The organism is Polaribacter sp. IC066, from assembly GCF_007997085.1.
Classification (GTDB): Bacteria; Bacteroidota; Bacteroidia; order Flavobacteriales; family Flavobacteriaceae; genus Polaribacter.
Window position 1 is genome coordinate 145428 of the sequence record NZ_VORR01000001.1, and the last position, 24348, is coordinate 169775.

14 protein-coding genes are annotated in these 24348 nt (G+C 31.7%); 9 read left to right on the top strand and 5 right to left on the bottom strand.

Going from position 1 to position 24348, the window contains the following annotated elements:
* Together ES044_RS00695 and radC are read right to left on the bottom strand one after the other, a co-directional pair.
* On the bottom strand, positions 1-1305 hold the full coding sequence (locus tag ES044_RS00695) for a polysaccharide deacetylase family protein (protein WP_147117330.1): 1305 nt from the start codon (positions 1303-1305) through the stop codon (positions 1-3).
* Positions 1306-1380: 75 nt separating this feature from the next.
* On the bottom strand, positions 1381-2067 hold the full coding sequence (gene radC / locus ES044_RS00700) for a RadC family protein (protein WP_147117329.1): 687 nt from the start codon (positions 2065-2067) through the stop codon (positions 1381-1383).
* A 113-nt stretch (positions 2068-2180) separates the two neighbouring features.
* On the opposite strand from radC, the gene trkA reads away from it, so the two are divergent.
* The 5 genes from trkA (at position 2181) to ES044_RS00720 (ending at position 10955) form a co-directional block, all read left to right on the top strand.
* The gene (gene trkA, locus ES044_RS00705; RefSeq protein WP_147117328.1) at positions 2181-3527 is read left to right on the top strand and encodes a Trk system potassium transporter TrkA; all 1347 of its coding nucleotides are present in this window, start codon (positions 2181-2183) and stop codon (positions 3525-3527) included.
* A 1-nt stretch (position 3528) separates the two neighbouring features.
* Positions 3529-5028: a TrkH family potassium uptake protein gene (locus ES044_RS00710; RefSeq protein ID WP_147117327.1), complete on the top strand. Its 1500-nt coding sequence runs from the start codon at positions 3529-3531 to the stop codon at positions 5026-5028.
* A gap of 277 nt (positions 5029-5305) precedes the next feature.
* Positions 5306-8329, top strand: coding sequence for a T9SS type A sorting domain-containing protein (locus ES044_RS00715; RefSeq protein WP_147117326.1), 3024 nt, complete (start codon positions 5306-5308; stop codon positions 8327-8329).
* Between the two features lie 20 nt (positions 8330-8349).
* Complete coding sequence (locus tag ES044_RS18400) at positions 8350-8526, top strand: hypothetical protein (protein ID WP_189663138.1); 177 nt, start codon at positions 8350-8352, stop codon at positions 8524-8526.
* Positions 8527-9824: 1298 nt separating this feature from the next.
* Positions 9825-10955, top strand: coding sequence for a hypothetical protein (locus ES044_RS00720; RefSeq protein WP_147117325.1), 1131 nt, complete (start codon positions 9825-9827; stop codon positions 10953-10955).
* Between the two features lie 398 nt (positions 10956-11353).
* Here ES044_RS00720 and ES044_RS00725 read toward each other — a convergent pair whose 3' ends face one another.
* On the bottom strand, positions 11354-12706 hold the full coding sequence (locus tag ES044_RS00725; protein WP_147117324.1) for a UDP-N-acetylmuramate--L-alanine ligase: 1353 nt from the start codon (positions 12704-12706) through the stop codon (positions 11354-11356).
* Positions 12707-12877: 171 nt separating this feature from the next.
* On the opposite strand from ES044_RS00725, the gene ES044_RS00730 reads away from it, so the two are divergent.
* On the top strand, positions 12878-19504 hold the full coding sequence (locus ES044_RS00730; protein ID WP_147186843.1) for a carboxypeptidase-like regulatory domain-containing protein: 6627 nt from the start codon (positions 12878-12880) through the stop codon (positions 19502-19504).
* Positions 19505-19599: 95 nt separating this feature from the next.
* The gene (locus tag ES044_RS00735; RefSeq protein WP_147117322.1) at positions 19600-20043 is read left to right on the top strand and encodes a hypothetical protein; all 444 of its coding nucleotides are present in this window, start codon (positions 19600-19602) and stop codon (positions 20041-20043) included.
* Between the two features lie 63 nt (positions 20044-20106).
* Here ES044_RS00735 and ES044_RS00740 read toward each other — a convergent pair whose 3' ends face one another.
* Both ES044_RS00740 and ES044_RS00745 read right to left on the bottom strand, forming a co-directional pair.
* On the bottom strand, positions 20107-20622 hold the full coding sequence (locus ES044_RS00740) for a DUF4136 domain-containing protein (protein WP_147117321.1): 516 nt from the start codon (positions 20620-20622) through the stop codon (positions 20107-20109).
* A gap of 4 nt (positions 20623-20626) precedes the next feature.
* Positions 20627-21691 (bottom strand): M28 family peptidase, encoded by a 1065-nt coding sequence (locus ES044_RS00745; RefSeq protein WP_147117320.1) that lies wholly within the window; start codon positions 21689-21691, stop codon positions 20627-20629.
* Between the two features lie 144 nt (positions 21692-21835).
* On the opposite strand from ES044_RS00745, the gene kdsA reads away from it, so the two are divergent.
* Together kdsA and ES044_RS00755 are read left to right on the top strand one after the other, a co-directional pair.
* The gene (kdsA, locus tag ES044_RS00750; protein WP_147117319.1) at positions 21836-22654 is read left to right on the top strand and encodes a 3-deoxy-8-phosphooctulonate synthase; all 819 of its coding nucleotides are present in this window, start codon (positions 21836-21838) and stop codon (positions 22652-22654) included.
* Between the two features lie 234 nt (positions 22655-22888).
* Entirely contained in the window at positions 22889-23851 is a 963-nt protein-coding gene (locus ES044_RS00755; RefSeq protein ID WP_147117513.1) for a transglutaminase domain-containing protein, read from the top strand.
* Positions 23852-24348: the final 497 nt, after the last annotated feature.

Sequence of the window (24348 nt, forward strand, 5' to 3'; positions counted from 1 at the left end):
TTAAGGAGTGGCAATTTTAAGCATAGATTCGTACAATCGCCTCCAACCTTTCCATCGCAAATAATCGCTTAAACTTTCATTATGAAATAGTGTAATAAAGGTTCCGTTTACAGCTTTTACTTCATTTTTTAAATCTCTAATTCTACCTAAAGATTGTTTGGGTGTTAGCTCCATATAATCATTCAAAGTAGTATCCATCAACGCAAAAGAATATATTTTTAACGGCGTCTGAATTTCGAAATCTAAATCATAAAAATAAAAAGGAGTGCAAGTACTTGCTCTAAAACCCACGTTACTGGCATAGCCCATAGAATAATCTTCTTCTATTTCTAAATCTATTAAATGTTGATAGGTGTCTGGCAAACAAAATCGTAAATAATGCTGCCGCGACCTTTTTACAGGAATATTGGTAATATGCTCTAAACGTTCTTTCTCTTTTTTTAAAAGTGGCACATTTTTCATAGAAAAATAAGAAGGATGCAAACCAACACTTGCATAATCTACCATTTCTTTAATCAGCAATCTATATGTACTTTTAGAGGCTGAAACATTGGTATCGAAAGTGGTGTAATCCCCGATCAAAAAAAAGAAAATAGTTTTTACATTATACTCCTTTTTTAGTCTTAAAATTTTCTGAAAAGTATCAAAAGGGTCCTTTTTAATATTTAAAATTACCGCAAAACGATTCCAAATATTAAAAATTCTAACTTTGACTAAATCCTTAAAAAAACCACCAATACTTCTAATTAAGCTTTTGTATTTGTAAGCAAAGGCATTGTCTATATCTATGGTAGAAATATATTCGTATGCTCTTGTTTCGTACTTATAATCTGGAAATTTTTCTTTTAAAAGTTTTAAAAATTTAAAAGCCCAAATATCTACTACGGGTTTTTCTAGAAATCCTTTTTTAAAAGCCAAACTTTGCTCTGCTGTATAGCGACCGTGAATATCTTTTACGTGTGGTAAATATTCTTCGTACCGAGTTATGAGGTAAAAACTAGCCGCAAAAATATCAAAAGGAATTACAGATTTTAAATTCGTGCCAAAAAAGCAAGGAACTCCTTCCCAACTATTCAATGTAATTTCTAAATCGTTTACGCCTTGCTCAAACAATAAATCATTACTTTTTACAAAAAACTCACTTCCTAAAGCTGTTTTTGTGTACGATAATTTTGGCCCGTTATGTGCTACAAATTCTTCTACTTTCGATGTAAAATCTACAGGAATTAGCAATGTTCTTGTTAATAGATGCTTAAAAATATAACGAACTCTTGGTGTAATTTTGTGTGTGTAAACTAATATCATTGTTCTTTGGTAGAAATTTTTAGTATTCAGTTTTCAAGAGCAGTATTCTGTTTGTTGTTTACTCAAAATTGCCAACTACATAATTCCCTCATCGGCAAAGCTAAAATAGGCTTTTTGAGTCACTATTAAATGATCTAGCAGCTTAATATCTAACGTAACACCCGCAAGTTTTATTTTTTGGGTAATTTGTTTGTCTGCATTGCTAGGTTCTAGTTTTCCTGATGGATGGTTGTGACACACAATTACCCCAACAGAAGCCAATTCTAAAGCTCTTTTAAACAACAATCTAACATCTACAATAGTGGCAGTTAATCCGCCTTTGCTAATCTGTGATTTTGACAGTACTTTATTCGAATTGTTTAAGAAAAGCACCCAAAATTCTTCGTGTTCTAAATCGCCGATAATAGGTTGCATCAAATTAAAAACATCTTTACTACTTGTAATCTTTGGTTTTTCTTGCGCAATTTCTAATTGTCTTCTTTTACCTAATTCTAATGCCGTTATAATGGCTACCGCTTTTGCCGCTCCGATTCCTTTAAATTCCGTTAATTTTTCTACTGATAATTTAGCGAGACGATTAATATTACCATCCACAGACTGTAATATTCTTTTAGACAAACCCACGGCACTTTCTTCTCTATTGCCAGAACCAATGAGAATAGCAATTAATTCTGCATCAGATAAGGCTAATTTTCCTTTTGCTACCAGCTTTTCTCTAGGTCTATCATCTAAAGCCCAAGATTTAATTGTCAGTTTTTCCATTTATCATTTTTTATAAAAATACAAAAATCAGCCAAAAGGATTGAAAAAACAGTTTTATTTATTTTACCTCCTCAAGTCTTTATATCTTTGTAACTTATATCTATTTTTAAAATATGAAGATAATAATTGCAGGTGCTGGAGATGTTGGTTTTCATTTAGCAAAATTACTTTCTTATGAATCTCAAGACACTTATATCATCGATTTTGACGGTGAAAAATTAGAGTATTTAAACAATCATTTAGATGTAATTACCAAAAAAGGTGATGCAACTTCTATAAAATTATTAAAAGAAATAGGGATTAATACGGCAGATTTATTAATTGCTGTTACCGATAGCCAAAATACAAATTTTACAATTTCTGTAATTGGTAAATCTTTAGGTGCTAAAAAAACTATTGCTAGAATAGACAATCCTGAATTTTTGAACGATTGTGAAGTTGATTTTAAAAAATTTGGGGTCGATTTTATGATTTCTCCGCAAGAATTAGCCGCAAATGAAATAAAAATGCTGTTAAATCAATCTTCTTTTAATGATACTGTTCAGTTTGAAAGCGGTTTGTTTAATGTAATGGGAACTGAGCTTACGTATAAATCTCCTTTGGTTGATTTGACTGTAAAAGAAGCCAAACTAAAATTTAAAAATGTAGATTTTATTACAATTGCCATCAAAAGAGAAAATGTTTCACAAACCATAATTCCTAGAGGCGATACCACCTATCAACTAAACGATCAAGTCTATTTTTCTGTACCCAACTACAGTATTAAAGCTTTATATCCTATTATTGGTAAAGAACAATTCGAAATTAAAAATGTAATGATTCTTGGAGGAAGTAGTATTGGTGAAAAAACAGCAAGACATCTTTGTGAAGATAACTTTAAGGTAAAACTGATTGAAAAAAATAGAGAAAAAGCAGAATTACTTGCCGAAACTTTATGTGATACTTTAATTATAAATGGTGATGGTAGAGATTTAGAACTTTTAGAAGAAGAAAATATTAGAGAAACCGATGCTTTTATTGCAGTTACCGGCAACTCTGAAACCAATATTATGTCTTGTTTAGTCGCAAAATCTAAAGGCGTTAAAAAGACCATTGCTTTGGTGGAAAATATGGATTATATCGATATTTCTCAAACTATCGGAATTCAATCTTTGATTAATAAAAAATTAATTGCAGCCAGTAATATTTTTAAACATATAAGACAAGGTGAAATTTTAGAACTTGCCAACTTGCATAATATTGATGCAGAAGTGTTTGAGTTTGAGGTAAAACCGAATGCAAAAGTAACAAAAAAGCCTATTAAGGATTTACGTTTTCCTAGAGAAGCTGTTTTTGGAGGTATTATTAGAGACGGCAAAGCCTTGATGTCTTTTGGTGATATGCAAATACAAAGTGGAGATAAAGTAATTGTTTTCTGTTTGCCAGAAGCTATTTCTACGGTAGAAGGTTTATTTAAATAAAATGGGATCTTTAAACTTAAAAATAATTTATCGCTTTTTGGGCATCACAGCAATCTTAAACGGTTGCTTTATGTTTATTGCAGTTCCCTTTAGTTTGGTAAATGACGAAACCGAAGCTTTTGGTATTTTAAATGCAGGTGTTATTACCGCTTTTATTGGGCTGTTGCTATTTTTCTCAAACAAACCCACCCACACAAACATTCATAAAAAAGAGGGGTATTTAATTGTTACTTTGGGTTGGTTAACACTTTCTGTTACAGGAATGTTGCCTTATTTGTTATCTGGCGCAATACCCAATGTTTCGAATGCTTTTTTTGAGACTATTTCTGGGTATTCTACAACGGGATCGTCTATTTTAACCGATATTGAATCGATGCCAAAAGGTATTCTTTTCTGGAGAAGTGCAACCCATTGGATTGGTGGTATGGGAATTATCGTTTTAACCATCGCTATTTTGCCATTATTAGGTATTGGAGGCATGCAACTTTTTATGGCAGAAGCTCCAGGACCATCCGCAGATAAATTACACCCAAGAATTACAGATACCGCAAAAAGATTATATTTAATTTATGTAGTTTTAACCTTTGTACAGTTCTTTTTATTAAAATTTGCAGGCATGACTTGGTTTGATGCTATTAATCATGCCATGGCGACGATGAGTACTGGTGGTTTTTCTACAAAAAATAATAGTGTTGCTTTTTATAACAATTTACCTTTTGTACAATATATTATTATCTTTTTTATGTTGGTTGCGGGTACAAATTTTGTGCTTACCTATTTTGCTTTAAAGGGTAAAATTCAAAAGGTTTTTCAGAGCGAAGAATTTAAATATTATTTATTCGGAATTATCGGTGTTTCAGCTATTATTACGCTAATCATTTACTTTTTTCAAGATCCTAACTTACAAACTACTATTGCGCACCCTAAAGTTTTTGGTGAGGCAGAAAGTGCTATAAGACATGCTTTATTTATGGTTACATCGGTGGTTACAACAACAGGTTTTGTAACCGCAGATTTTACCATGTGGAGTTTCTTTGCAACAGGAATTTTCTTCGCACTCTTTTTTACAGGTGGCTCTGCAGGCTCTACAAGTGGCGGTGTAAAAGTGGTAAGACATATTATTATGCTTAAAAACAGTTTTTTAGAATTTAAAAAAGCCTTGCATCCAAATGCCATAATTCCGGTTCGGTATGATGGTAAATCGGTAAGTCAGACTATTGTTTTTAACATTCTCTCTTTCTTTATCATTTACATGCTTATTTTTATCATGGCCTCTGTTGTGCTTACGTTACTGGGTCTAGATTTTTTGTCTGCAATTGGGGCAGCAGCTTCTTCTCTGGGCAATATTGGTCCGGCAATTGGTTCTGTAAGTCCTGTAGATAATTTTGCGCATTTATCTGCTGGTGCAAAATGGTTCTGTTCTTTTTTGATGTTAATTGGTAGATTAGAACTTTTTACGGTTTTAATTTTATTTACGCCCTTCTTTTGGCGAAAGAATTAAGATACTTCTACTTCATAAATGATATAATACTTTAAGGCATGCCTATAGAACTATCAAATAGAAAAAAATTTATGTTTCATTTGATGACAATTGTAGGTTTCAAACTCAAATCTTAACGACAGTCGAAGAGCGTCCGAGAACTCTGTGTACTATTTGTTTTTTCGAAAATAACTGATAGTACCATTTGCCAATAAAATGCTAAATTTCAGCTAAATAAGGTTTCCCGTAATTATTTTATTTCCATGTGTATTAATTTGTGGACTTAAAAATAAAAAACATGAAACACAAAAACATTTTAAAAATTGCTTTAACGTTATTTTTAGCAATTGGGACAAACAATTCTTTTGGGCAAACTGTATTAGAAAAAGGAGATATCGCTATTATTGCGATAAGCACAGGACAAGAGCAATTTACTTTTGTAACTTTTAAAGATTTAGAACAAGAGACCGAAATATTTTTTACGGACGAAGAAGCTGATGGCAGTTCAACAATAGGAGCAGGCGAAGGAACTGTGAAATACACGACTCCTACTGGAGGAGTTTTAGCAGGAACTGTAATAAGTGGCAACTCAAATGGATCTGCTACTAATTTTACGCCAACTACCGATGGAAGCCTTATATTGGGCAATAGTGGGGATGGCATTTTAGCTTATCAAGGTAGCCTTGGCAATGTTACCTCTTTTTTACATGCCGTAGGCAAGGATGAAAGCCATATAGGTAGTTTTCCAATAAACACATTAACTTCAAGTGACTATCTACTTTTAGGTGGTGATGATGGCAGTTATTCGGGTATCACAACAGGAACAATGGCTGACTTATTCGCTGCTATCAATGAAGTTACAAATTGGACTGTAAGTAGTTCTGCCGATATTAATCCAATATCCTCTTTTACCGTTACGGTTAGTGAGCCAACAGTTGGTTTTAATACAACAGCAAGTTCACAAACAGAAACAGACACCTCTTTTAATATAACAATTCCTATTACTGCTTCCGGTCATGATGGCAACAACATAGACATTTCTATTGCTGTAAGCGGAACTGCAGAAGTAAATGATTATACATTAAACACCACTTCCCTTTCTTTTACATCCAATAGTTCTCAAAATATTTCTTTAGACATCAACCCTGATAATGATGATTTGGATGATGAAGAAATTATTTTAACTCTTACAGAAACAAGTTCAGTTAGTGGTTTAATTATCTCGCAAAACACGCATACAATAACTGTTACTGAAGATGAAACACCAGAAGGCCCTCTGTATAATGCAGACTTTACTAATGATGATGACGGTTTTGCAGACCATACAACAAGTTCACCACCAGCCGATGGACCAGCAAGCGCAGGCCCATTTGGTGAACCGCAAAATCAATGGTCTTTATCTTACAACACAACACCTAGTTCTGATACAACTACAAACTCTTTTAAAGTTGTTTCAGGTAAATTAGAAACTATTGATTGGGGAGGTGAAGGAGTTTTTGAAAGTCAGAGTATAAATATTAGTAGATTTTCAACTATTGATATAGCTGGCTTAGGAGTTACCCTTTCTAATAAAGTACAAAATGTTGGAACCGAATTCTTCAAATATTATTATATTTTGGATGGTGGAATACCCATTGAAACAAATATTATTTTAACTGAAGATACTGATGGAACTTCTGTAAATTACTCAATAACTAATTTAGATGTTTCAGTTGCTTCAACCTTAATCGTTGGTTTTGCATTCAATTGCAGTGGTGGTACTACTGGTTATTCTATTTCTTCTTTTAAAGTTACTGATTCTAGTCCTTCAACGATAACTTGGGATGGCAGCGAAAGCGCCGATTGGGCAACTACTAATAACTGGGACACAAATACAGTTCCTATAGCATCTGATAATGTTATCATTCCTGAAGTTACTACCGCACCAATAATTGGAGCAACAACTGGCGCTGTAGTAAATGACTTAACAATTACAGAACCAGATGGTATACATATTACTGCTGGCGGTTCTTTAATTGTAGCAGGAAGCTCAACAGGAAATATAACCTACAATATAGCTGTTTCAGATCAATGGCATTTAGTTTCATCGCCGGTTGTTGGCGAAAGCTATAACGATACTTGGGCAAACGCCAATAGTATTGCCGACGGAACTGGAACAAATAGAGGAATTTCTACCTATCAAAACGGTACACGAAATGAAACTACAGGTCCTTGGGTATATATGCAAGATGGAGAAAGTAAAACCTTTGATTCTGGTAAAGGCTATTCGTTAAAAAGAGCAAGCAACGGAACGTATTCTTTTACAGGAACTTACCCTAACACTGCTGTAAACCCTACTATTTCGACGAATATAAATACTTGGAATTTAATAGGAAACCCATATCCTGCTTATATAGATATTGCTGCGTTTATATCTGAAAACACCGTCACTAACAATAATTTAGCCGATTCATTTTCAGCGATATATGTTTGGAATCCTACCTCTGGAGAAACTGGCGCTTATAAAGACTTAACAACAGGATATTTACATCCTGCACAAGCATTCTTTGTAAATTCGAAAGTTGATGGCACTGCGTCTTTTACAAAAGCACTTCAAAGTCACGAAATTGGTATAACTTTCTACAAAAATTCGAATACATCAATAGACTTGGTGTTATCTACCGGTAAAAGTACTAAAAAAACAAAAATTAATTATTTAGATGATAAAACTACAGGTTTAGATGTTGGTTCTGATATCGGAATGTTTAATGGCGTTGCATCAGATATTAGAATTTATACACATTTAATTGAAAATAACGAGGGAATTGCATTTTCAAGACAAGCTTTACCGAAGAAAGATATAGAATCTTTAGTAGTTCCTGTTGGAATTAAAGCGGCTATCAATACTGAAATCACTTTTTCTGCGAAAGCTTTACACCTACCGAATGATATTAAAGTCTTTCTAGAAGATCGATATACCAATACTTTTACAAGGTTAGATGCAGAAAATAACACGTATCAAGTGACTTTAAAAGCGGCTTTAAACGGAATTGGTAGGTTTTATTTACACACCAAATCTAATAGCGTATTAAATACAGATAAATTCAATTTAAAGAATATTAGTATCTACAAAACTGATAATTTTAACTTAAGAATTGTTGGTTTGCCTCAAGGAATAGCAACCGTAAAATTATTTAACATGCTTGGCAAACAAATGATAAAAGCAAGTTTTACATCAAACGGAGTACATGATATTTATTTACCCAATTTAGCTTCAGGAATTTATATTGTTCAGATAGAGACTGCCACAGGGAGTATAAACAAGAAAATCACTTTAGAATAAGCATCCAAATTTGAAACAATATGAAAAAAAATATAGAAAAAAAGCAACAGGAAATTACTCGCAAAGAAGCAATTAAAAAAATAGGAAATTATAGCAAATATGCTGCTTTAACAGCACTTGGTACGTATATGATATTAAACCCACAGACAGCGCAGGCAACATCTAGAAACCCGGAAGGTCCTGGAAGTGGATTTTAGAAATACATTTTATCTTTTTAAAAAACGCTCTATCTCATAGGGCGTTTTTATTTTTTAGAAGCTTTTTAACTCAAAAATAAAAATTATTAAAATTCATTACCCATTCTATCTTGTGCTTTCTAGCATTCTAAAAATGATGAGCAGTATTCTTGATAGAAAACAAAATTACACTAGCTTTTCTTAACAATTATAATGGAATACTATTAAACAACAAATTAGGTCCTTTTTAATTCGTTTTTAATTAGAATTCTCTTTGCCAAGGTTTAATAAAGCAGATGAATCAAACAAAAAGCACAGAAATTTCTAAAATATTCTTTAGACTAATAAAAACCAATAATTATTTTAACCATCCTACAATTTTTTACTTTCATGCTAGTATTCTTACAAAACAAATAGCTTACTTGAACCCCTTAATTGTTTATGATTTGGAAAATAAATTTCTACCTAAAACAAATGCTTCTATCAATTTTAGCCTATTGAAAACCTTAACAAGCTTTAGCGATCCCCTAAAAAGAGTACTTAATATTTCAGAAAACAGCAGTGCGAATAGTTTCATCAATACTTTAAGATAGAATTCATTTACTTTATTTTATTAAAATATAAAATAATAATGTTGCTTTCAATACATGTATTAATTCAATTATTAATATTGAAACCCTTACTCGACTCATTAAATAAAAAAAGTATATTATGAAGTTACTATATTGCGAGCTTCAAATTCTATTATAATTAAAGATTAAAAGTACTAGTTTATTAAAAAATATTCGGTAATATTCGTGCATATTAGTTTAATTTTAAGTTGTGTTATTTTAACTAATCAGACTACACCATAACCTTATTTTAGTTCTAAAGTTGAAAATAGCATTTATAGGAGAGGTATTACTATTACATAAAAATCAATAAGCAAAAAACTAAAGCCATAAAATTAAAGAAAAACACCATTTTTAAAACCTATCAAAACATTTAACAACAACCATGAAAAAGACATAGAAAAAACAAGAAGAAATCACTTGTAAAGGTGCGCTAAAAAGAATAGGCAATTATAGCAAGTTTGGTGCTTTGACCGCATTAGGAACTTATCTAATTTTAAATCCGCAGAAAGCACAAGCAGAAAGTGGTATGATCTACATGCCCCATACCTCTGATCTTCCTGATACGACTATTCTACCAGGAGGTATAGGAAGCGGAAGGTCAAGTTCAAATTCAAACTCTTTTTAAAGGTTCGTATCTAAAGAAACACTTCAAAATTGAGGTGTTTTTTTTTGCTACTAACTACAAAACACTTACATTTATTCTTTATGAAAAAAACAACAATACTCAATAAGGTTTTTGATGACCAAACTATTTCTTGGTTCGAAAATAAGAATGAATATGTAGTGTTACAAAACACTACAGCAAACATTTTAAAAGACATAAACCAAGGAAAACCAATTCATGAAATAGCTAAAACACTCTCAAAGAAATTAGAGATACCGATAGAAAAATCTATGGATTTTGTTAAAGAGCTTCAACATAAATTTTTTAAATCAAAAGGGAAAGCTGACATCGTTCATGATCATAAAAACCTTAAAAGACCAAAATCATTTGAATACACAAAGTTTTACAAAATAAATAATATTGTTTTTAAAGTTTCTTATCTCTCCGAAAAAGAACTTGCTTTTGTCCATCCCAAATTTGGTCATTTAACTACGGAGGAAACTAGTAGTTACCTGAATGAATTTGAGGTTTTTATAGATCAAAATTATATATTTCTTTATGTAAATAATGAATTGATAGGCTCTTGGAGTAATAATGAAATTCATTATTTTCAGGGTAAATTTTCTATGGAATTAATTCAGCAAATTCATCAGAAAAATGAAGAGGAATGGTTGGGCGTTTTTCATGCTTCGGCGATTAGTAATGGTCAAAAATCAATCTTATTTTTAGGAGATTCCGGCAACGGAAAAAGTACGTCTTTAGCTCTTTTGCAAGCAAACGGTTTTACCTGTTTAGCAGACGATTTTGTTCCTGTTGATGCAGAAAACCAAGAGGTATATAGTTTTCCGGCAGCAATCTCTATAAAGAAGAATAGTTTAGAGGCCTTATTACCCTTGTACCCTGAATTAGAGACCTCTGCCGAATACAATTTTACAAGATTAAATAAAATTGTTCGTTATTTAAAACCGAATAACTCCGATTTTTTTGCACATTTACCTTGTAATGATTTAGTTTTTATCAAATATCAAAAAGACGCTGTACTCACCTGCCAAAAAATCTCTAAAATTAATGCTTTTCAACAATTAATTCCGGATTCTTGGTTATCACCCAAAAAAGAAAATGCTCAAAAATTTCTTGATTGGTTTGCTACCTTAAATTGTTACCAATTAACCTACTCTAACAATGATGAAATGATAGCCTCTGTTGAAAAAATATTTAAAAATAAATTATAAAGAAATCTTATTTTTTGTTGCTAAATGCCTAACAATTAGTCGTGAAGTTCACAATGACCAACCTCGAAGCAGACCATCGGGTGTAGCGTAAAGATAAAAAAAACCTTTAAATTGTTTTTTAGCTTCCTACAATATTCTTTTCAACAACCCAGAATCTTTACAGTACGTTCATGACAAAGAAATTACAAAATATCTTAAAGACTTTAACACATTATTAGAAAATGATACTTTGTGTATAAAACATCACAAAAAATCAAAACAAAATTATGTATTCTAGGTATATTAGACCTTATTAATAAGTATGCTTTTAATGCAGCCTATAAAAACTGGTTTTTTACAAGAATTACCGATAAGGAATTCTACATTAAAAAATTAGTTCAATTAGGTTTAAAAGCAATCTAGACTAGCTCCTTAACCTCCTCAAAATCCAAACCACCATAGTTACCAGAACTCATTAAAACAACCGCTGTATTATCTAAATTTTGACTGAATAAAAAGTTCTTAAATTCCTGCGGATTTGTATAAATAATCAAATCATCTCTTTTAAAAGCGTCTGCTATTTGTTGTGCTGTAACCTCTTCTAATTGTTTAATTTTTACTGCGTCTGGCGAATAAAAAACAACCGCTTTATCTGCAAAATCTAAAGCGCCCTTATACTCTGCTAAAAAATCGGCATTTAAACTAGAATACGTATGCAACTCTAAACAAGCCAAAACGGTTCTCTCTGAATATTGTTCTTTTAATGCTTTTGTAGTTGCAGCAACCTTACTTGGGCTGTGTGCAAAATCCTTAAAAATAACAGTAGAATTCGTTTCTACAATTTTCTCTAAACGTTTGCTTGCGCCGCTAAAACTTTCAATAGCCTCGTAAAAATCATCTTCGTCAATTCCCATGTGCTGACAAATCCATTTTGCGCCAGCTAAATTTTGAAGATTGTATTTTCCGAAAATTTCTAAAGGTAGATCGCCTTCAGCCGTTTCTAGATACGTTATTCCGTTTTCTATAAAATGCTTTGGTGTTTCGTAAGGATATTTTTTAATATGATTTTCTGATGTTTCAACAATCTCTTTTACATGCTCATCTTCGATATTATACACCATACCTCCCCCATTAATCAAAGAATCTGTAAAAATCTTAAACTGTTCTTTATAATTTTCAAAAGTCGGAAAAACATTAATATGATCCCAGGCAATACCGCTTAACAAAGCGATATTGGGTTTGTACAAATGAAATTTAGGACGCCGATCAATTGGCGAACTCAAATATTCATCACCCTCTAAAACAATAAAATCGTTTTCTTTCGTTAAATGCACCATCGTTTCAAAACCTTCTAATTGTGCGCCAACCATGTAATCAACTTCTCTATCATGATAATTTAGCACGTGTAAAATCATGGAAGTAATGGTTGTTTTACCATGAGAACCACCAATTACAACCCGTGTTTTATCTTTAGATTGCTCATATAAAAACTCTGGATATGAATATATTTTTAAACCTAATTCTTGCGCTTTTAACAATTCTAAATTGTCTATTTTAGCATGCATTCCAAGAATTATAACGTCTAAATTAGAAGAAATTTTCTCTGGAAACCACCCAAATTCTTTTGGTAACAATCCATGTTTTTCTAAACGAGCTTTAGACGGATTGTGAATGGTATCATCACTTCCAGAAACTTGGTATCCTTTTTGGTGTAAAGCAATTGCTAAATTGTGCATTGCACTTCCTCCAATGGCAATAAAATGTATGTTCATCAACAGAATTTTAAAGCTGCAAAAATACAAAAGGTTCTTAAATTTCGTTAGATATTTACCCTTAAACTCATTCAAAATGTAGTTTTACTCGTAAAATGATCGTGTAAACTAAATATGAATTGTATTTTTATATAAATTAACTGATTTTTGGTGTTCGTAAAATTTAATATGATGAAAAAAAAGACACTTTTATTATGCTTTATTATCCTCTTCTCTTTATCGTCTAAAGCTCAAGATACTTTTGATGCACTTTGGACGCAAGTTGAAAAATTAGAAGTTGATAATTTACCAAAATCTGCCTTAAAAATTGTAGAGGGTATTTATGCAAAAGCCGAAAAAGAAACTAACGCTTCACAGCTTATAAAATCACTTTTTTACAAAAGTAAATTTTCTTTAACTTTAGAAGAAGATGCGCAATTAAAAATAATTAACAGCTTTAAAGAGCAAATTTCTAAAAGTGATTTTCCGACAAAAAATGTACTAGAAAATATTCTAGGAAATTTATATTGGCAATATTTTAATCAAAATAGATATCAATTTTACAATCGTACAAAAACAACAAATAAAGTTGATATCAATGATTTTAGAACCTGGGACTTAACAACACTTTTTGAAGAAATTCAACACTATTTTAATGCTTCCTTAAAAAATGCTATTGAACTTCAAAAAATAGAAATAGCGGCATTTGCAACTATTTTACAAATTAACACAGACGCCAAAATTTACAAACCTACTTTGTTTGATTTTCTTGCCAATAATTCGTTAGAATTCTACAAATCTTCTGAAACTTCAAGTACCCGTCCTTCGTATAAATTCGTCATCAATAATGCTGCTTTTTTCGGTGATGCAACAACTTTTTCTGATTTAGAAATTTCATCAAAAGATAGTTTGTCTCTGCAATTGAATGCTTTAAAAGTATATCAAAAATTGATTGCGTTTCACCTCAAACAAAACAACAAAAACGCATTAGCAGCAATTGATATTCAACGATTAAATTTTGTACATCTACATGGAACTTTTGAGGCTAAAGAAGTGCTTTTAATATCGACCTTACAAACATCAAAAGAGTTGTTTAAAAATCATGAAGCAAGTGGTTTGTATGCCTTTGAAATTGCAGAAATCTATAAAAATAAGTCTCTCAACAAAAAGGCTTTGGCTATTTGTAATGAAATTATAAAACAATTCTCTAAAAGTTTAGGCGCTCAAAAATGTGTTATTTTAAAATCTCAAATTGAACAGAAATCACTTTCTATACAAGCTGAAGAATACAGTCCGATTGATAAAAATTCTAGACTATTAGTGAATTATAAAAATGTAGAAAAGTTGTTTTTCACAGCGTATCACATCGACCTAAAACAAGAAGAACAGTTTCATAAAATTTACAAGTTTGAAGATAAAAAAATATTCATCAATCAACTTGAGAAAGCATCAACTTGGAATCATCAATTAAGAAACGAAGAAGATTATGCACAACATGCTACAGAAGTAATTGTTCCGAAATTTAAAAACGGAACCTATTTAATTTTGGCATCCGAAAATGAAGATTTCAATGATAATTCGATTTACGGAACTACCGGTATTCAAGTGACCAATTTAACACTCATTGAAAATAATTTTGATCAAGAATACAGCTATCAAATTGTAGACAGAAATACAGGAAAACCGATTAAAAAGGCCAAAATTCACCTTAAAAATAAAGTATTTCAAAATCTAAATTATATCAACAAAAAATTGATCACAGATAAAAACGGTTTCGCTTCTTTTAAAAGCGATGAAGTTTATCAAAACGTACAACTATCGGTGACTACTGATAACGATTTTGCCACTTTTGGAAATCATTATTTTTATAGACGTGCTAACCAATATTACAAAAATGATACTGATGATGACGTTATTATAAAACCCTTTATTTTTACGGATAGAAGAATTTATAGACCCGGACAAACTGCTTACTTTAAAGCAATTGTCATTAAAAAACAAGGAGATACATCTACAGTTTTTAAAAATGAATATGTTGAAATTACCTTACATGATGTGAACAATCAAGTTGTAAAAACACTCGATTTAAAACTAAACGAATTTGGTTCTGTAGCTGGTGAGTTTATAATTCCGAATAACGGTTTAACAGGAGAGTTTTCTATTGAAGTAGAAGAAAGTACTGAACATGACAGCAAATTTTATGACAAAGATGATTTTGAATTTGACTATAATAATTCCACCACAATTTCTGTAGAAGAATACAAAAGACCCAATTTTATAACCGAATTTAAGCCCGTTACAGAAAGTTTTAAAATTAACGATTCTGTAAAAATTACTGGTTTTGCAAAAGCCTTTTCTGGCGCAAATATTACCGATGCAAAAGTTGTCTATCGAGTGCATAGAAAAGTGCAATATCCTAGTTGGTATTATTGGAGACGACCAAACCCTGCTTCTAATTCTCAAGAAATAACAAACGGAGAAAGCATTACAGATGCATCTGGTAATTTTTCTATCAAATTTAAAGCTTTAGCTGATGAAACTGTTGATAATAAAAGTTTACCCATTTTTAATTATGAAATAACTGCTGATGTAACAGACCTGAATGGAGAGACTAGAAGTGCAACAACAATTGTAAAAGTGGGTTATCATTCTTTATTAGCAACGATTTCTATGGATGACAATATTGATAAAAACCAAAAAGAAACTATTATAAACATTGATACAAAAAACCTGAATGAAGAGTTTGTTGAAGCCAAAGGAACTATCAAAATTTATAAATTACAAGCACCTAAAAATCCGTTGAGAAAAAGACCTTGGTCTGCGCCAGATTATCAAGATATTTCTGAAAATACCTTTAGAACCTTATTTCCGAATGATCCTTATATCGATGAAGAAAGTGATGCAAATAATTGGAAAAAAGGCGCGTTGGTTTTTACCAAAAATTTTGATACGTCAACATCCAAAGAAATCATTTTAAAAAATACAAAAAATTGGATTTCAGGGAAATACATCGTTATTTTAGACAGCAAAGATAAATTTGGACAAAAAGTTAAAGATGAAAAAAGAATAACCCTATTTTCATCAAAAGAAACAGCAATTGCAGACAATTCATTGTTTACCATCAACACGAACAAAACGTTTTATCAGGTTAATGATGAGGTTGAAATACAAATTGGTTCTGCATCTAAAAACATGACTGTTGTTATACAAATTGAAAAAGATCATAAAATTGTTGATACACAACTTATTCATTTAAATAACAGTACAAAAACAATTAAAATCCCTGTACATAAAGAAGATCTTGGCGGCTTTGCTATTAAATATCACTTTGTAAACTATAACTATTTTAAAAGCGGAAACTTATTAATTAACGTTCCAGAAAAACAGGAATCTATAGAAATTACAACCAACATTTTTAGAGACAAGTTACAACCCGGTCAAAATGAAACGTGGAGTTTTACCATTAAAAATGATAAAAACGATGCGGTTGCTTCAGAAGTTTTAGCGTCTATGTATGATGCTTCGTTAGATGAATTTAAAGCTCATAATTGGCAATTTGACCCTATAGTTTCGAAACAAAATTATTACTCTTACAATGTTAGTAATGCCAACAAAAGTTTTGGCAACACATACTTTTCTATCAATAATAATCAAAGAAATTATGATCAATTTCCAAAAATTGGCAACACTACTTATAATTGGTTTGGGTTTAGTTTAAACAATAATCAATGGACAAATTTGCAATATTTAAGAAATACTAAAAGAAAAATAAATAGTTCTAGAAAAGATTTTGATGGTATGGTTACAGGTTTTATTACCGATGATAATGGAGAAGTTTTACCAGGAGTTTCAATTGGAATAAAAGGAACATCTTTTGGCACAGTAACAGATTTTGATGGAAATTATTCTATTAAAATTAAAAAAGGAGATGTATTAATTGTTAATTATTTAGGATTTATACCTAGAGAATTCTCTATTACCAATCAGACAAATTTAGATTTTGAATTAAAAGAAAGTTCAGAACATTTAGATGAAGTTGTGGTTATGGGTTATGGAACGTATACCAAAGAAGCTTTTGTAGGTTCAGCAAATATGTTAAAAGGAAGAGCAGCAGGAATTGCAGTTCAAGAGGATTCTAAAAACATACCATTTGTTAAAATCAGGGGCAAAAACAGTCTTACGGGCAGCAACAACCCTCTGTATGTTGTTGATGGTTTAATTGTAGCTTCTTTTGATGAAAACAGCAAGAATATTGTAACTATTTCGATTTTAAAAAATGCTGCAGCAACTTCTTTATATGGTTCAAGAGCCTCAAATGGCGTTGTTATTATCACCACAAAAGCGGGTCAATCAAAAATAATCGCAGCATTATCTCAAGTTAAAGTGCGTAAAAACTTTAAAGAAACCGCTTTTTTTTATCCGCAGTTAAAAACAGATAAAGAAGGTAAAATAAGCTTCTCTTTTACAATGCCAGAAGCTTTAACAAGATGGAAATTACAATTACTAGCGCATACAAAAGATTTAAAATCGGCAACAAAAACATTACAAACCGTTACTCAAAAAGAATTGATGGTGATACCAAATGCGCCGAGATTTTTAAGAGAAAAAGATACGATTATAATAAGTGCTAAAATAACCAACCTTACTAATAATCAGTTGAGCGGCTTTGCCAAATTGATTTTAACCGATGCTATTTCTGGGAAAGACATTACAAACAATCTGTTAAAGAAAGATGGTTCTCTCCCTTCGGGAGAGATAGAAGGCACTGCCAACGTGAGCTTTTCGGTTGATAAAGACGGAAATACAAATGTTTCTTGGCGTTTATCAATCCCCGAAAACATACAAGCTGTTCAATATAAGATTGTAGCAAAAGCTGGTAATTTTTCTGACGGAGAACAAAATGTGTTGCCTGTTTTAACCAACAGAATGTTGGTAACAGAAACATTACCAATGTGGATTCGATCAAATGAAACGAAAACTTTTACATTGGATAAATTGAAGAATAATTCATCATCAACTTTAAAAAATCACAAGCTGACTTTAGAAATGACGTCAAATCCTGCTTGGGTTGCCATTCAGTCTTTGCCATATTTAATGGAATATCCTTATGAATGCGCAGAGCAAACCTTCTCTAAATATTATGCAAATACATTGGCGAGTTTCGTGGCAAATTCAAATCCGAAGATTCAAGAAGTATTTAATTCTTGGAGAAACTCTGATGCTCTTTTATCAAATTTAGAAAAAAATCAGGAATTAAAATCGCTAATCATTCAAGAAACGCCTTGGTTAAGAGATGCGCAATCTGAAACGGAACAAAAAAAGAGAATTGGCTTGTTGTTCGATTTGAATAAAATGCAAAACGAACAAGAAAGGGCGATTCATAAATTGCAAGATATGCAAATGAATTCTGGCGGATTTCCTTGGTTTAAAGGAAGTCGTTATGAAAACGTTTTTATAACGCAACACATTGCAACGGGATTTGGGCATTTGCAAAAATTGGGAGTTACTGATGTTGACGCATCCACCAGAAAAATGATTGAAAAATCTGTACAGTTTTTAGATGTCGAATTATTAAAAAACTATAAGCAATTATTAAAAAGAGCTGAAAAAATAAAACAAAAATCAAACATCAAAAAAGATGGAGAAACGGCTTACAAAAATTATCTATCAAAAAATAATTTAACCTATTTTACAATTCAATATTTGTATATGCGTAGTTTTTATGCTGATATCTCTCTAGATGATAAAACCAAAACAGCTGTTGATTACTACCGAAATCAAACTACAAAATACTGGAACGAATTTAATTTATACGCAAAAGGCCAAATTGCTTTATCGCTCTTTAGAAATGATGAAAAAGTAACTGCCAACAAGATATTAAACTCTTTAGAAGAAAATTCAATTACTTCTGATGAATTAGGCATGTATTGGAAAACGAATAAGGCTGGTTATTACTATTATCAAGCGCCAGTGGAAACGCAAGCATTAATGATTGAAACTTTTTCTGAAGTTTTAGATCCTAACATACATCAAGACAAACAAAAAACCATTGACAATCTTAAAATTTGGTTGCTTAAAAATAAGCAAACAAATAGATGGCCAACTACAAAGGCAACTACAGAAGCTATTTATGCCTTATTGCTAAATGGAAGTGATTGGATTTCTATTACAGAAATGGTGGCTATTAAAATTGGTGATCAAGAAATAAATTTAGCAGAAATAGAAAATGTAAAAATCGAAGCCGGAACAGGATATTTTAAAACTTCTTGGAATGCTGCAGAAATTACTCCGAAAATGGCAGAAGTAACCATCCACAAAAAAGGAAATGGCACTGCTTGGGGAGCTTTGTATTGGCAGTATTTTGAGGATTTAGATAAAATTACATCCGCAGAAAGTCCGTTAAAAATAAATAAAAAATTGTTCTTAAAAGTAAATTCTGATACAGGAAAAGAATTGAAAGCAATCAACAAAAACACACTTTTAAAAGTTGGCGATTTAATTACAGTTCGTATTGAATTGCGTTCAAATAGAGATCTAGAATTTATTCATATGAAAGATATGAGAGCCTCTGGTGTTGAACCTATTAATGTAATTTCTACCTACAAATGGCAAGATAATTTAGGGTATTATGAAAGCACAAAAGATGCCGCAACTAATTTCTTTTTTGATAAAATACCAAAGGGAATTTATGTTTTTGAATATGATGTTCGTGTAAACAATGCGGGTAACTTTAGCAACGGCATTACAACCATACAAAGCATGTACGCGCCAGAATTTAGCAGCCACTCTAAAGGAATTCGTTTAAAAATTACTCCCTAAAATTTGAATTGTGTTAATAAGTCATTTGGTAGAGTGCATTTCATTCCCGTTTTAATTCTAATTTTGCATTATAAAAACAAAATAAAAAATCAATCATGAAAAAATTACTATTAACACTTACATTATTCGTTGGTGCCATTTCTTTAAATGCCCAAGATATTTCTAACAATGCAATTGGTTTGCGTTTTAGCGGCGGAAATGGTTTTGGAGGTGAAATTTCTTACCAAAAAGCATTAAACGACAACAATCGTTTAGAGATTGATTTGGGTTTAGGCAACGGCTTAAGCGACTTTAAAGCAACAGGTTTATACCAATGGGTTTGGACTATTGAAGACCGTTTTAATTGGTATGCAGGTTTTGGTGCTGGTTTAATTTCTACTGAAGAAGTGGGCATTTATGGCGCTGGAGTAATAGGAATTGAATATAACTTTAATGCGCCTTTTATACTTTCTTTAGATTATAGACCAGAAGCAGGAATTACGGGCGATTTAAATGGTTTAAGCAACGATTTTGCATTCTCTATTAGATACCAGTTTTAATTGAAAATCATAAAAAAAATCCTCTAAATTAATTTTTAGAGGATTTTTTTTTGCTGGATAATTTTATTTCGGTGGATATTTTTCTAAAATTTTAGCAATTATTTCTTGAAAATGTAGCTCCTTCTGCTCGGGTTTTCTTTTTTCTTTAATGGTAGAGTTTAAGATTGCCTGCCAAAAAAGTATGTTATTTTCTGCATTCACAAACTCGATTGTAAATGCTTCATTTAACTTTTTACCACCAATGGGTATTCCGCCAGAAACGCCAAACCCCCCGTTTATACCGCCAGTTCCTAAACCTATTCCGATGGTATTATTATTTTGAGCTTCTGACATTTTTGATTTTATGTTGATAAAAAAATCAGGATTATCAGATTGTAAAAAACCCAATTGTTCTAATTTAAAATTCACAATATTAGTAACTCTTTTTACATCTAATTCATTTAAACCTACTCCTACATCTTCATAAAATGCGTATGTTTTAAAATTAGAAAAATTAATTTCAGCATTATAATCTGTAATTACTCTTGATGTTGAACAACCCATCAACAAAAACAAAAAGAGGTATTTGAAATACTTCATACCATTAATTTTTCAGCTCTTTAAGAACCACTCTTGTAGGTGTATCTTTGCCATTAATAATACTTTCTGTTCCTATGGCAACTGCTTGAATCGTTTGTGTAATTACGGTCATATTTAAAGTTTCAGCCTCGTCAGAAACTTGGTGATAATCTTTATCTACATCAATTGCTGTTGTAGAAAATGTGTGCGACGGAACGCCTAAACGCGCCAATGAAGCATTATCTGATCTAAAAAATAAATTAAAATTTTTGTACGGATCCGGAAATAATTGATACCCCGAACCTTTTAGATTTTTCTGAATAATTTTTCCAAAATCAGAACGATCAAAACCCGTTAACCAAGCCGTATTTGGCCCAAAACTTGGCACTTTACCAATCATTTCTAAATTGATTCCTGCCACAAATTTTGCTGCATCAATTCCTTTTCCGAAATGCGTAGAACCAATTAAGCCCATTTCTTCTGCCGTAAAAGCTACAAAAACAATCGTTCTTTCGTTGCCTACTTTTTTAAAGTATGCTGCCAAGGCTAAAACACCAGTAACACCAGAAGCATCATCGTTTGCGCCATTAAAAATAACATCTCCTTTCCCCTTCTTTTTCATCCCTAAATGATCATAATGCGCAGAAATAATTACATATTCATCTTTTTTACTTTTTCCTTCCAATACACCAATAATGTTGGCACTTGTAATTTCCTCTTCCCCTTTTCTAGGTGCAAAACTAAACGTTTGTCTGTAGGTTTCTAACCCTTCAAAAGTGGTTAAACCAATTCTTTTAAATTCGGTTTCTATATATTTAGCGGCTTTTTCAATACCTACGGTTCCAGATTTCCTGCCTTCCATGTCATCAGCTGCCAATGTATAGAGGTGCTTTCTTACCATGGTAGAATCGATAAAAAAAGAAGTCTCTTTCTTTTTATTTAATGATAAACCAGCGGTAATATCCTTCCCATTAGTCCCATCTATTCCATTTATACCGTTTTTTCCATTTGTTTCTTTTTGTCCTTTACTGATAACCGCACAACTGAATACTGTTGCAAGAACTATTAAAAAACTAATTATTTTCTTCATTATTATTTTGTTTTAAAAGTATAAATATACCAATAAAATCATAAATCAACCTATAATTTCTAATTCCTTACTGCGCTTTAAAACTAAAAAATCAACACAATGAACACGTTCAAATTTTACGTATTTTTGCTTAAAAATGTACAAATGATTTTATCTGAAATTCCGAATATAAAACACCTAGATGCAAATAATTTCTTTCTTTTAGCGGGGCCTTGTGCTATTGAAGGCGAAGAAATGGCGTTAAGAATTGCTGAAAAAATAATTACAATTACCGATAAATTAGCGATTCCGTTTATATTTAAAGGCAGTTTTAAAAAAGCAAACAGAAGCAGAATTGATAGTTTTACGGGAATTGGCGATGAAAAAGCGCTAAAAATATTACGTAAAGTTTCTGAAACTTTTGGTGTGCCAACGGTAACAGATATTCATGAAGTTTCTGATGCAGCAAAAGCAGCAGAATATGTTGATGTATTGCAGATTCCGGCATTTTTAGTACGACAGACCGATTTAGTCGTTGCTGCCGCAAAAACAGGAAAAGTTGTCAACTTAAAAAAAGGACAATTTATGAGTCCGTCTGCCATGAAACACGCCGTTCAGAAAGTAAAAGATGCAGGTTCTCATAAAGCTTGGATTACTGATAGAGGCACTATGTTTGGCTACCAAGATATGATTGTCGATTTTAGAGGAATTCCTGAAATGCGCGAATTTGCACCTACAATTTTAGATGTTACCCATTCTTTACAACAACCCAATCAAGCTGCTGGTGTAACTGGCGGAAGGCCTGAAATGATTGAAACCATTGCTAGAGCCGGAATTGTAAATAATGTAGATGGTTTGTTTATTGAAACTCATTTCGATCCTGCAAATGCAAAGTCTGATGGCGCTAATATGTTGCATTTAGATAATTTAGAAAAATTATTAACCAATTTAGTTGCGATTCGAAAAACAGTGAATGGTTTATAGGAAAAATTAATCCCTATTATTCTAAAGAGTCTCGATACTAAACTTTGTTCAGTATCGAGATTTCGCAAGTATTATGCAGCTATTGCCCTGTTTTAAAGTTTCGGAAAACCGTAGTAATTTATGTATACCAATAGAGTTCCTTAACTGAATTTATTTCAAGTTCTAAAACTCGCAAGTATACATAAAAATGAAAGGCACAATTTTTGACTCTTAAAATTGTTTACTCTTTAAATGATGAAACAACTTACTATTATTATTATTTTACTTTGTAGTATTTCTTTGCATTCTCAAGATTTTTCTGATGTTGATGCTAAAGTTTTAGAATATCCGAGATTTTCTAAAGCGGAAGATTTAGCCAATAAAATTGAAAAAGATTTTTCTTCGGATGCTCATAAAGCGAGAGCTACTTTCTTTTGGTTGGCAAAAAACATACGGTACAATTTAAAAGAATATTACAACCCTGAACCAAGACGATTTCGTATCGAGTTTTCATCCGAAGAAGAAAAAAACCGCAAATTAAAAGCGATAAAATACACGTTGGTTGCAGATATGTTTCGCAATAAAACAGGCGTTTGCGAAGAATATGCGCAAGCTTTTAAAATAATTTGTAATTTATTAAATATTGAATCTGAAGTTATAAAAGGATATACTCGAAATAATGCAGACGAAATTGGTAAAACTTCAAAAACTGTGAATCATGCCTGGAATGCTGTGAAAATTGATGGCAGCTGGGTTCTTTTAGATGCAACTTGGGCAGCAGGTTATAATTCGGGTACTGGCTGGATTCGAGAATTTAATCCGTATTTTTTTGACATTCCTAAAAGTAAAATCTTTAAATCTCATTATCCAGAAAAACCAGTATGGGTATTACGTTTTGGCAGAATGACTTTAGATGCCTTTTACAAACAACCCGTTTACACCTCTACTTTTTTAGGTTTACAAACCGATTTAGTTTCGCCAACAAGCGGAACAATTCGAGTAAATTCATCTAAAAACATTGAACTAGAATTTAAGAATTTTGACACCAATTCTTTCGTGGTATATAGTTTTAAAGGATCTAAAAATTCTCGAAAACCAATTATTAAAACGGTTGGTGATATCTCTACGATGACGATAAAAAATCCGCAAAGAAATACCGACTTAATTTTATTTATTAATAATGACGATGCTTTGTATTTTAAGGTGCTTGTCAGGTAAATTGCACTTGTTCGCTTTAACTTTGTAATTGGAACAAGTGAAATTAAAAAATATCTCGATACAATTCCGCCCCAAAAACGCGATTACTTGAGTATACAATGAACAACTTAAAGGCAAAGCCATCAAAATATCACAAAAGAATAATCTTTTAATATTTCGACACATATCGGCGGGGATATTAAGCCTGAGATCACGCTAAATACTGAAACAAGTTCAATGCATTTGGTGGGATTAGCATGCCAAACAGGCACAGCAACTTGCAATTTTAAATTCATAGTTCCGCTATTTTTCAAAGTTGAGTTTCACTAATAAAAATTTGCAGGAGTAACAACCTCCATTTAAAAGGTGCTGGTTGCTGTTCAGGGCAGAATCATACTTTGACACTAAGTACTTTTAATAAATATTTTTCATTCCAAGCAGCTTTAAGTCTTTTACCAGGAATTCCCTGTTTTTCTGATGTTTCATTTCTTAATAAGTTCAGAGCTATTTTTAAAAGA

Excerpts from the sequence above, each read along its gene's own strand:
- ES044_RS00695 (WP_147117330.1), bottom strand. The coding sequence starts at position 1,305 with ATGATATTAGTTTACACACACAAAATTACACCAAGAGTTCGTTATATT.
- radC (WP_147117329.1), bottom strand. The coding sequence starts at position 2,067 with ATGGAAAAACTGACAATTAAATCTTGGGCTTTAGATGATAGACCTAGA.
- trkA (WP_147117328.1), top strand. The coding sequence starts at position 2,181 with ATGAAGATAATAATTGCAGGTGCTGGAGATGTTGGTTTTCATTTAGCA.
- ES044_RS00710 (WP_147117327.1), top strand. The coding sequence starts at position 3,529 with ATGGGATCTTTAAACTTAAAAATAATTTATCGCTTTTTGGGCATCACA.
- ES044_RS00715 (WP_147117326.1), top strand. The coding sequence starts at position 5,306 with ATGAAACACAAAAACATTTTAAAAATTGCTTTAACGTTATTTTTAGCA.
- ES044_RS18400 (WP_189663138.1), top strand. The coding sequence starts at position 8,350 with ATGAAAAAAAATATAGAAAAAAAGCAACAGGAAATTACTCGCAAAGAA.
- ES044_RS00720 (WP_147117325.1), top strand. The coding sequence starts at position 9,825 with ATGAAAAAAACAACAATACTCAATAAGGTTTTTGATGACCAAACTATT.
- ES044_RS00725 (WP_147117324.1), bottom strand. The coding sequence starts at position 12,706 with ATGAACATACATTTTATTGCCATTGGAGGAAGTGCAATGCACAATTTA.
- ES044_RS00730 (WP_147186843.1), top strand. The coding sequence starts at position 12,878 with ATGAAAAAAAAGACACTTTTATTATGCTTTATTATCCTCTTCTCTTTA.
- ES044_RS00735 (WP_147117322.1), top strand. The coding sequence starts at position 19,600 with ATGAAAAAATTACTATTAACACTTACATTATTCGTTGGTGCCATTTCT.
- ES044_RS00740 (WP_147117321.1), bottom strand. The coding sequence starts at position 20,622 with ATGAAGTATTTCAAATACCTCTTTTTGTTTTTGTTGATGGGTTGTTCA.
- ES044_RS00745 (WP_147117320.1), bottom strand. The coding sequence starts at position 21,691 with ATGAAGAAAATAATTAGTTTTTTAATAGTTCTTGCAACAGTATTCAGT.
- kdsA (WP_147117319.1), top strand. The coding sequence starts at position 21,836 with ATGATTTTATCTGAAATTCCGAATATAAAACACCTAGATGCAAATAAT.
- ES044_RS00755 (WP_147117513.1), top strand. The coding sequence starts at position 22,889 with ATGAAACAACTTACTATTATTATTATTTTACTTTGTAGTATTTCTTTG.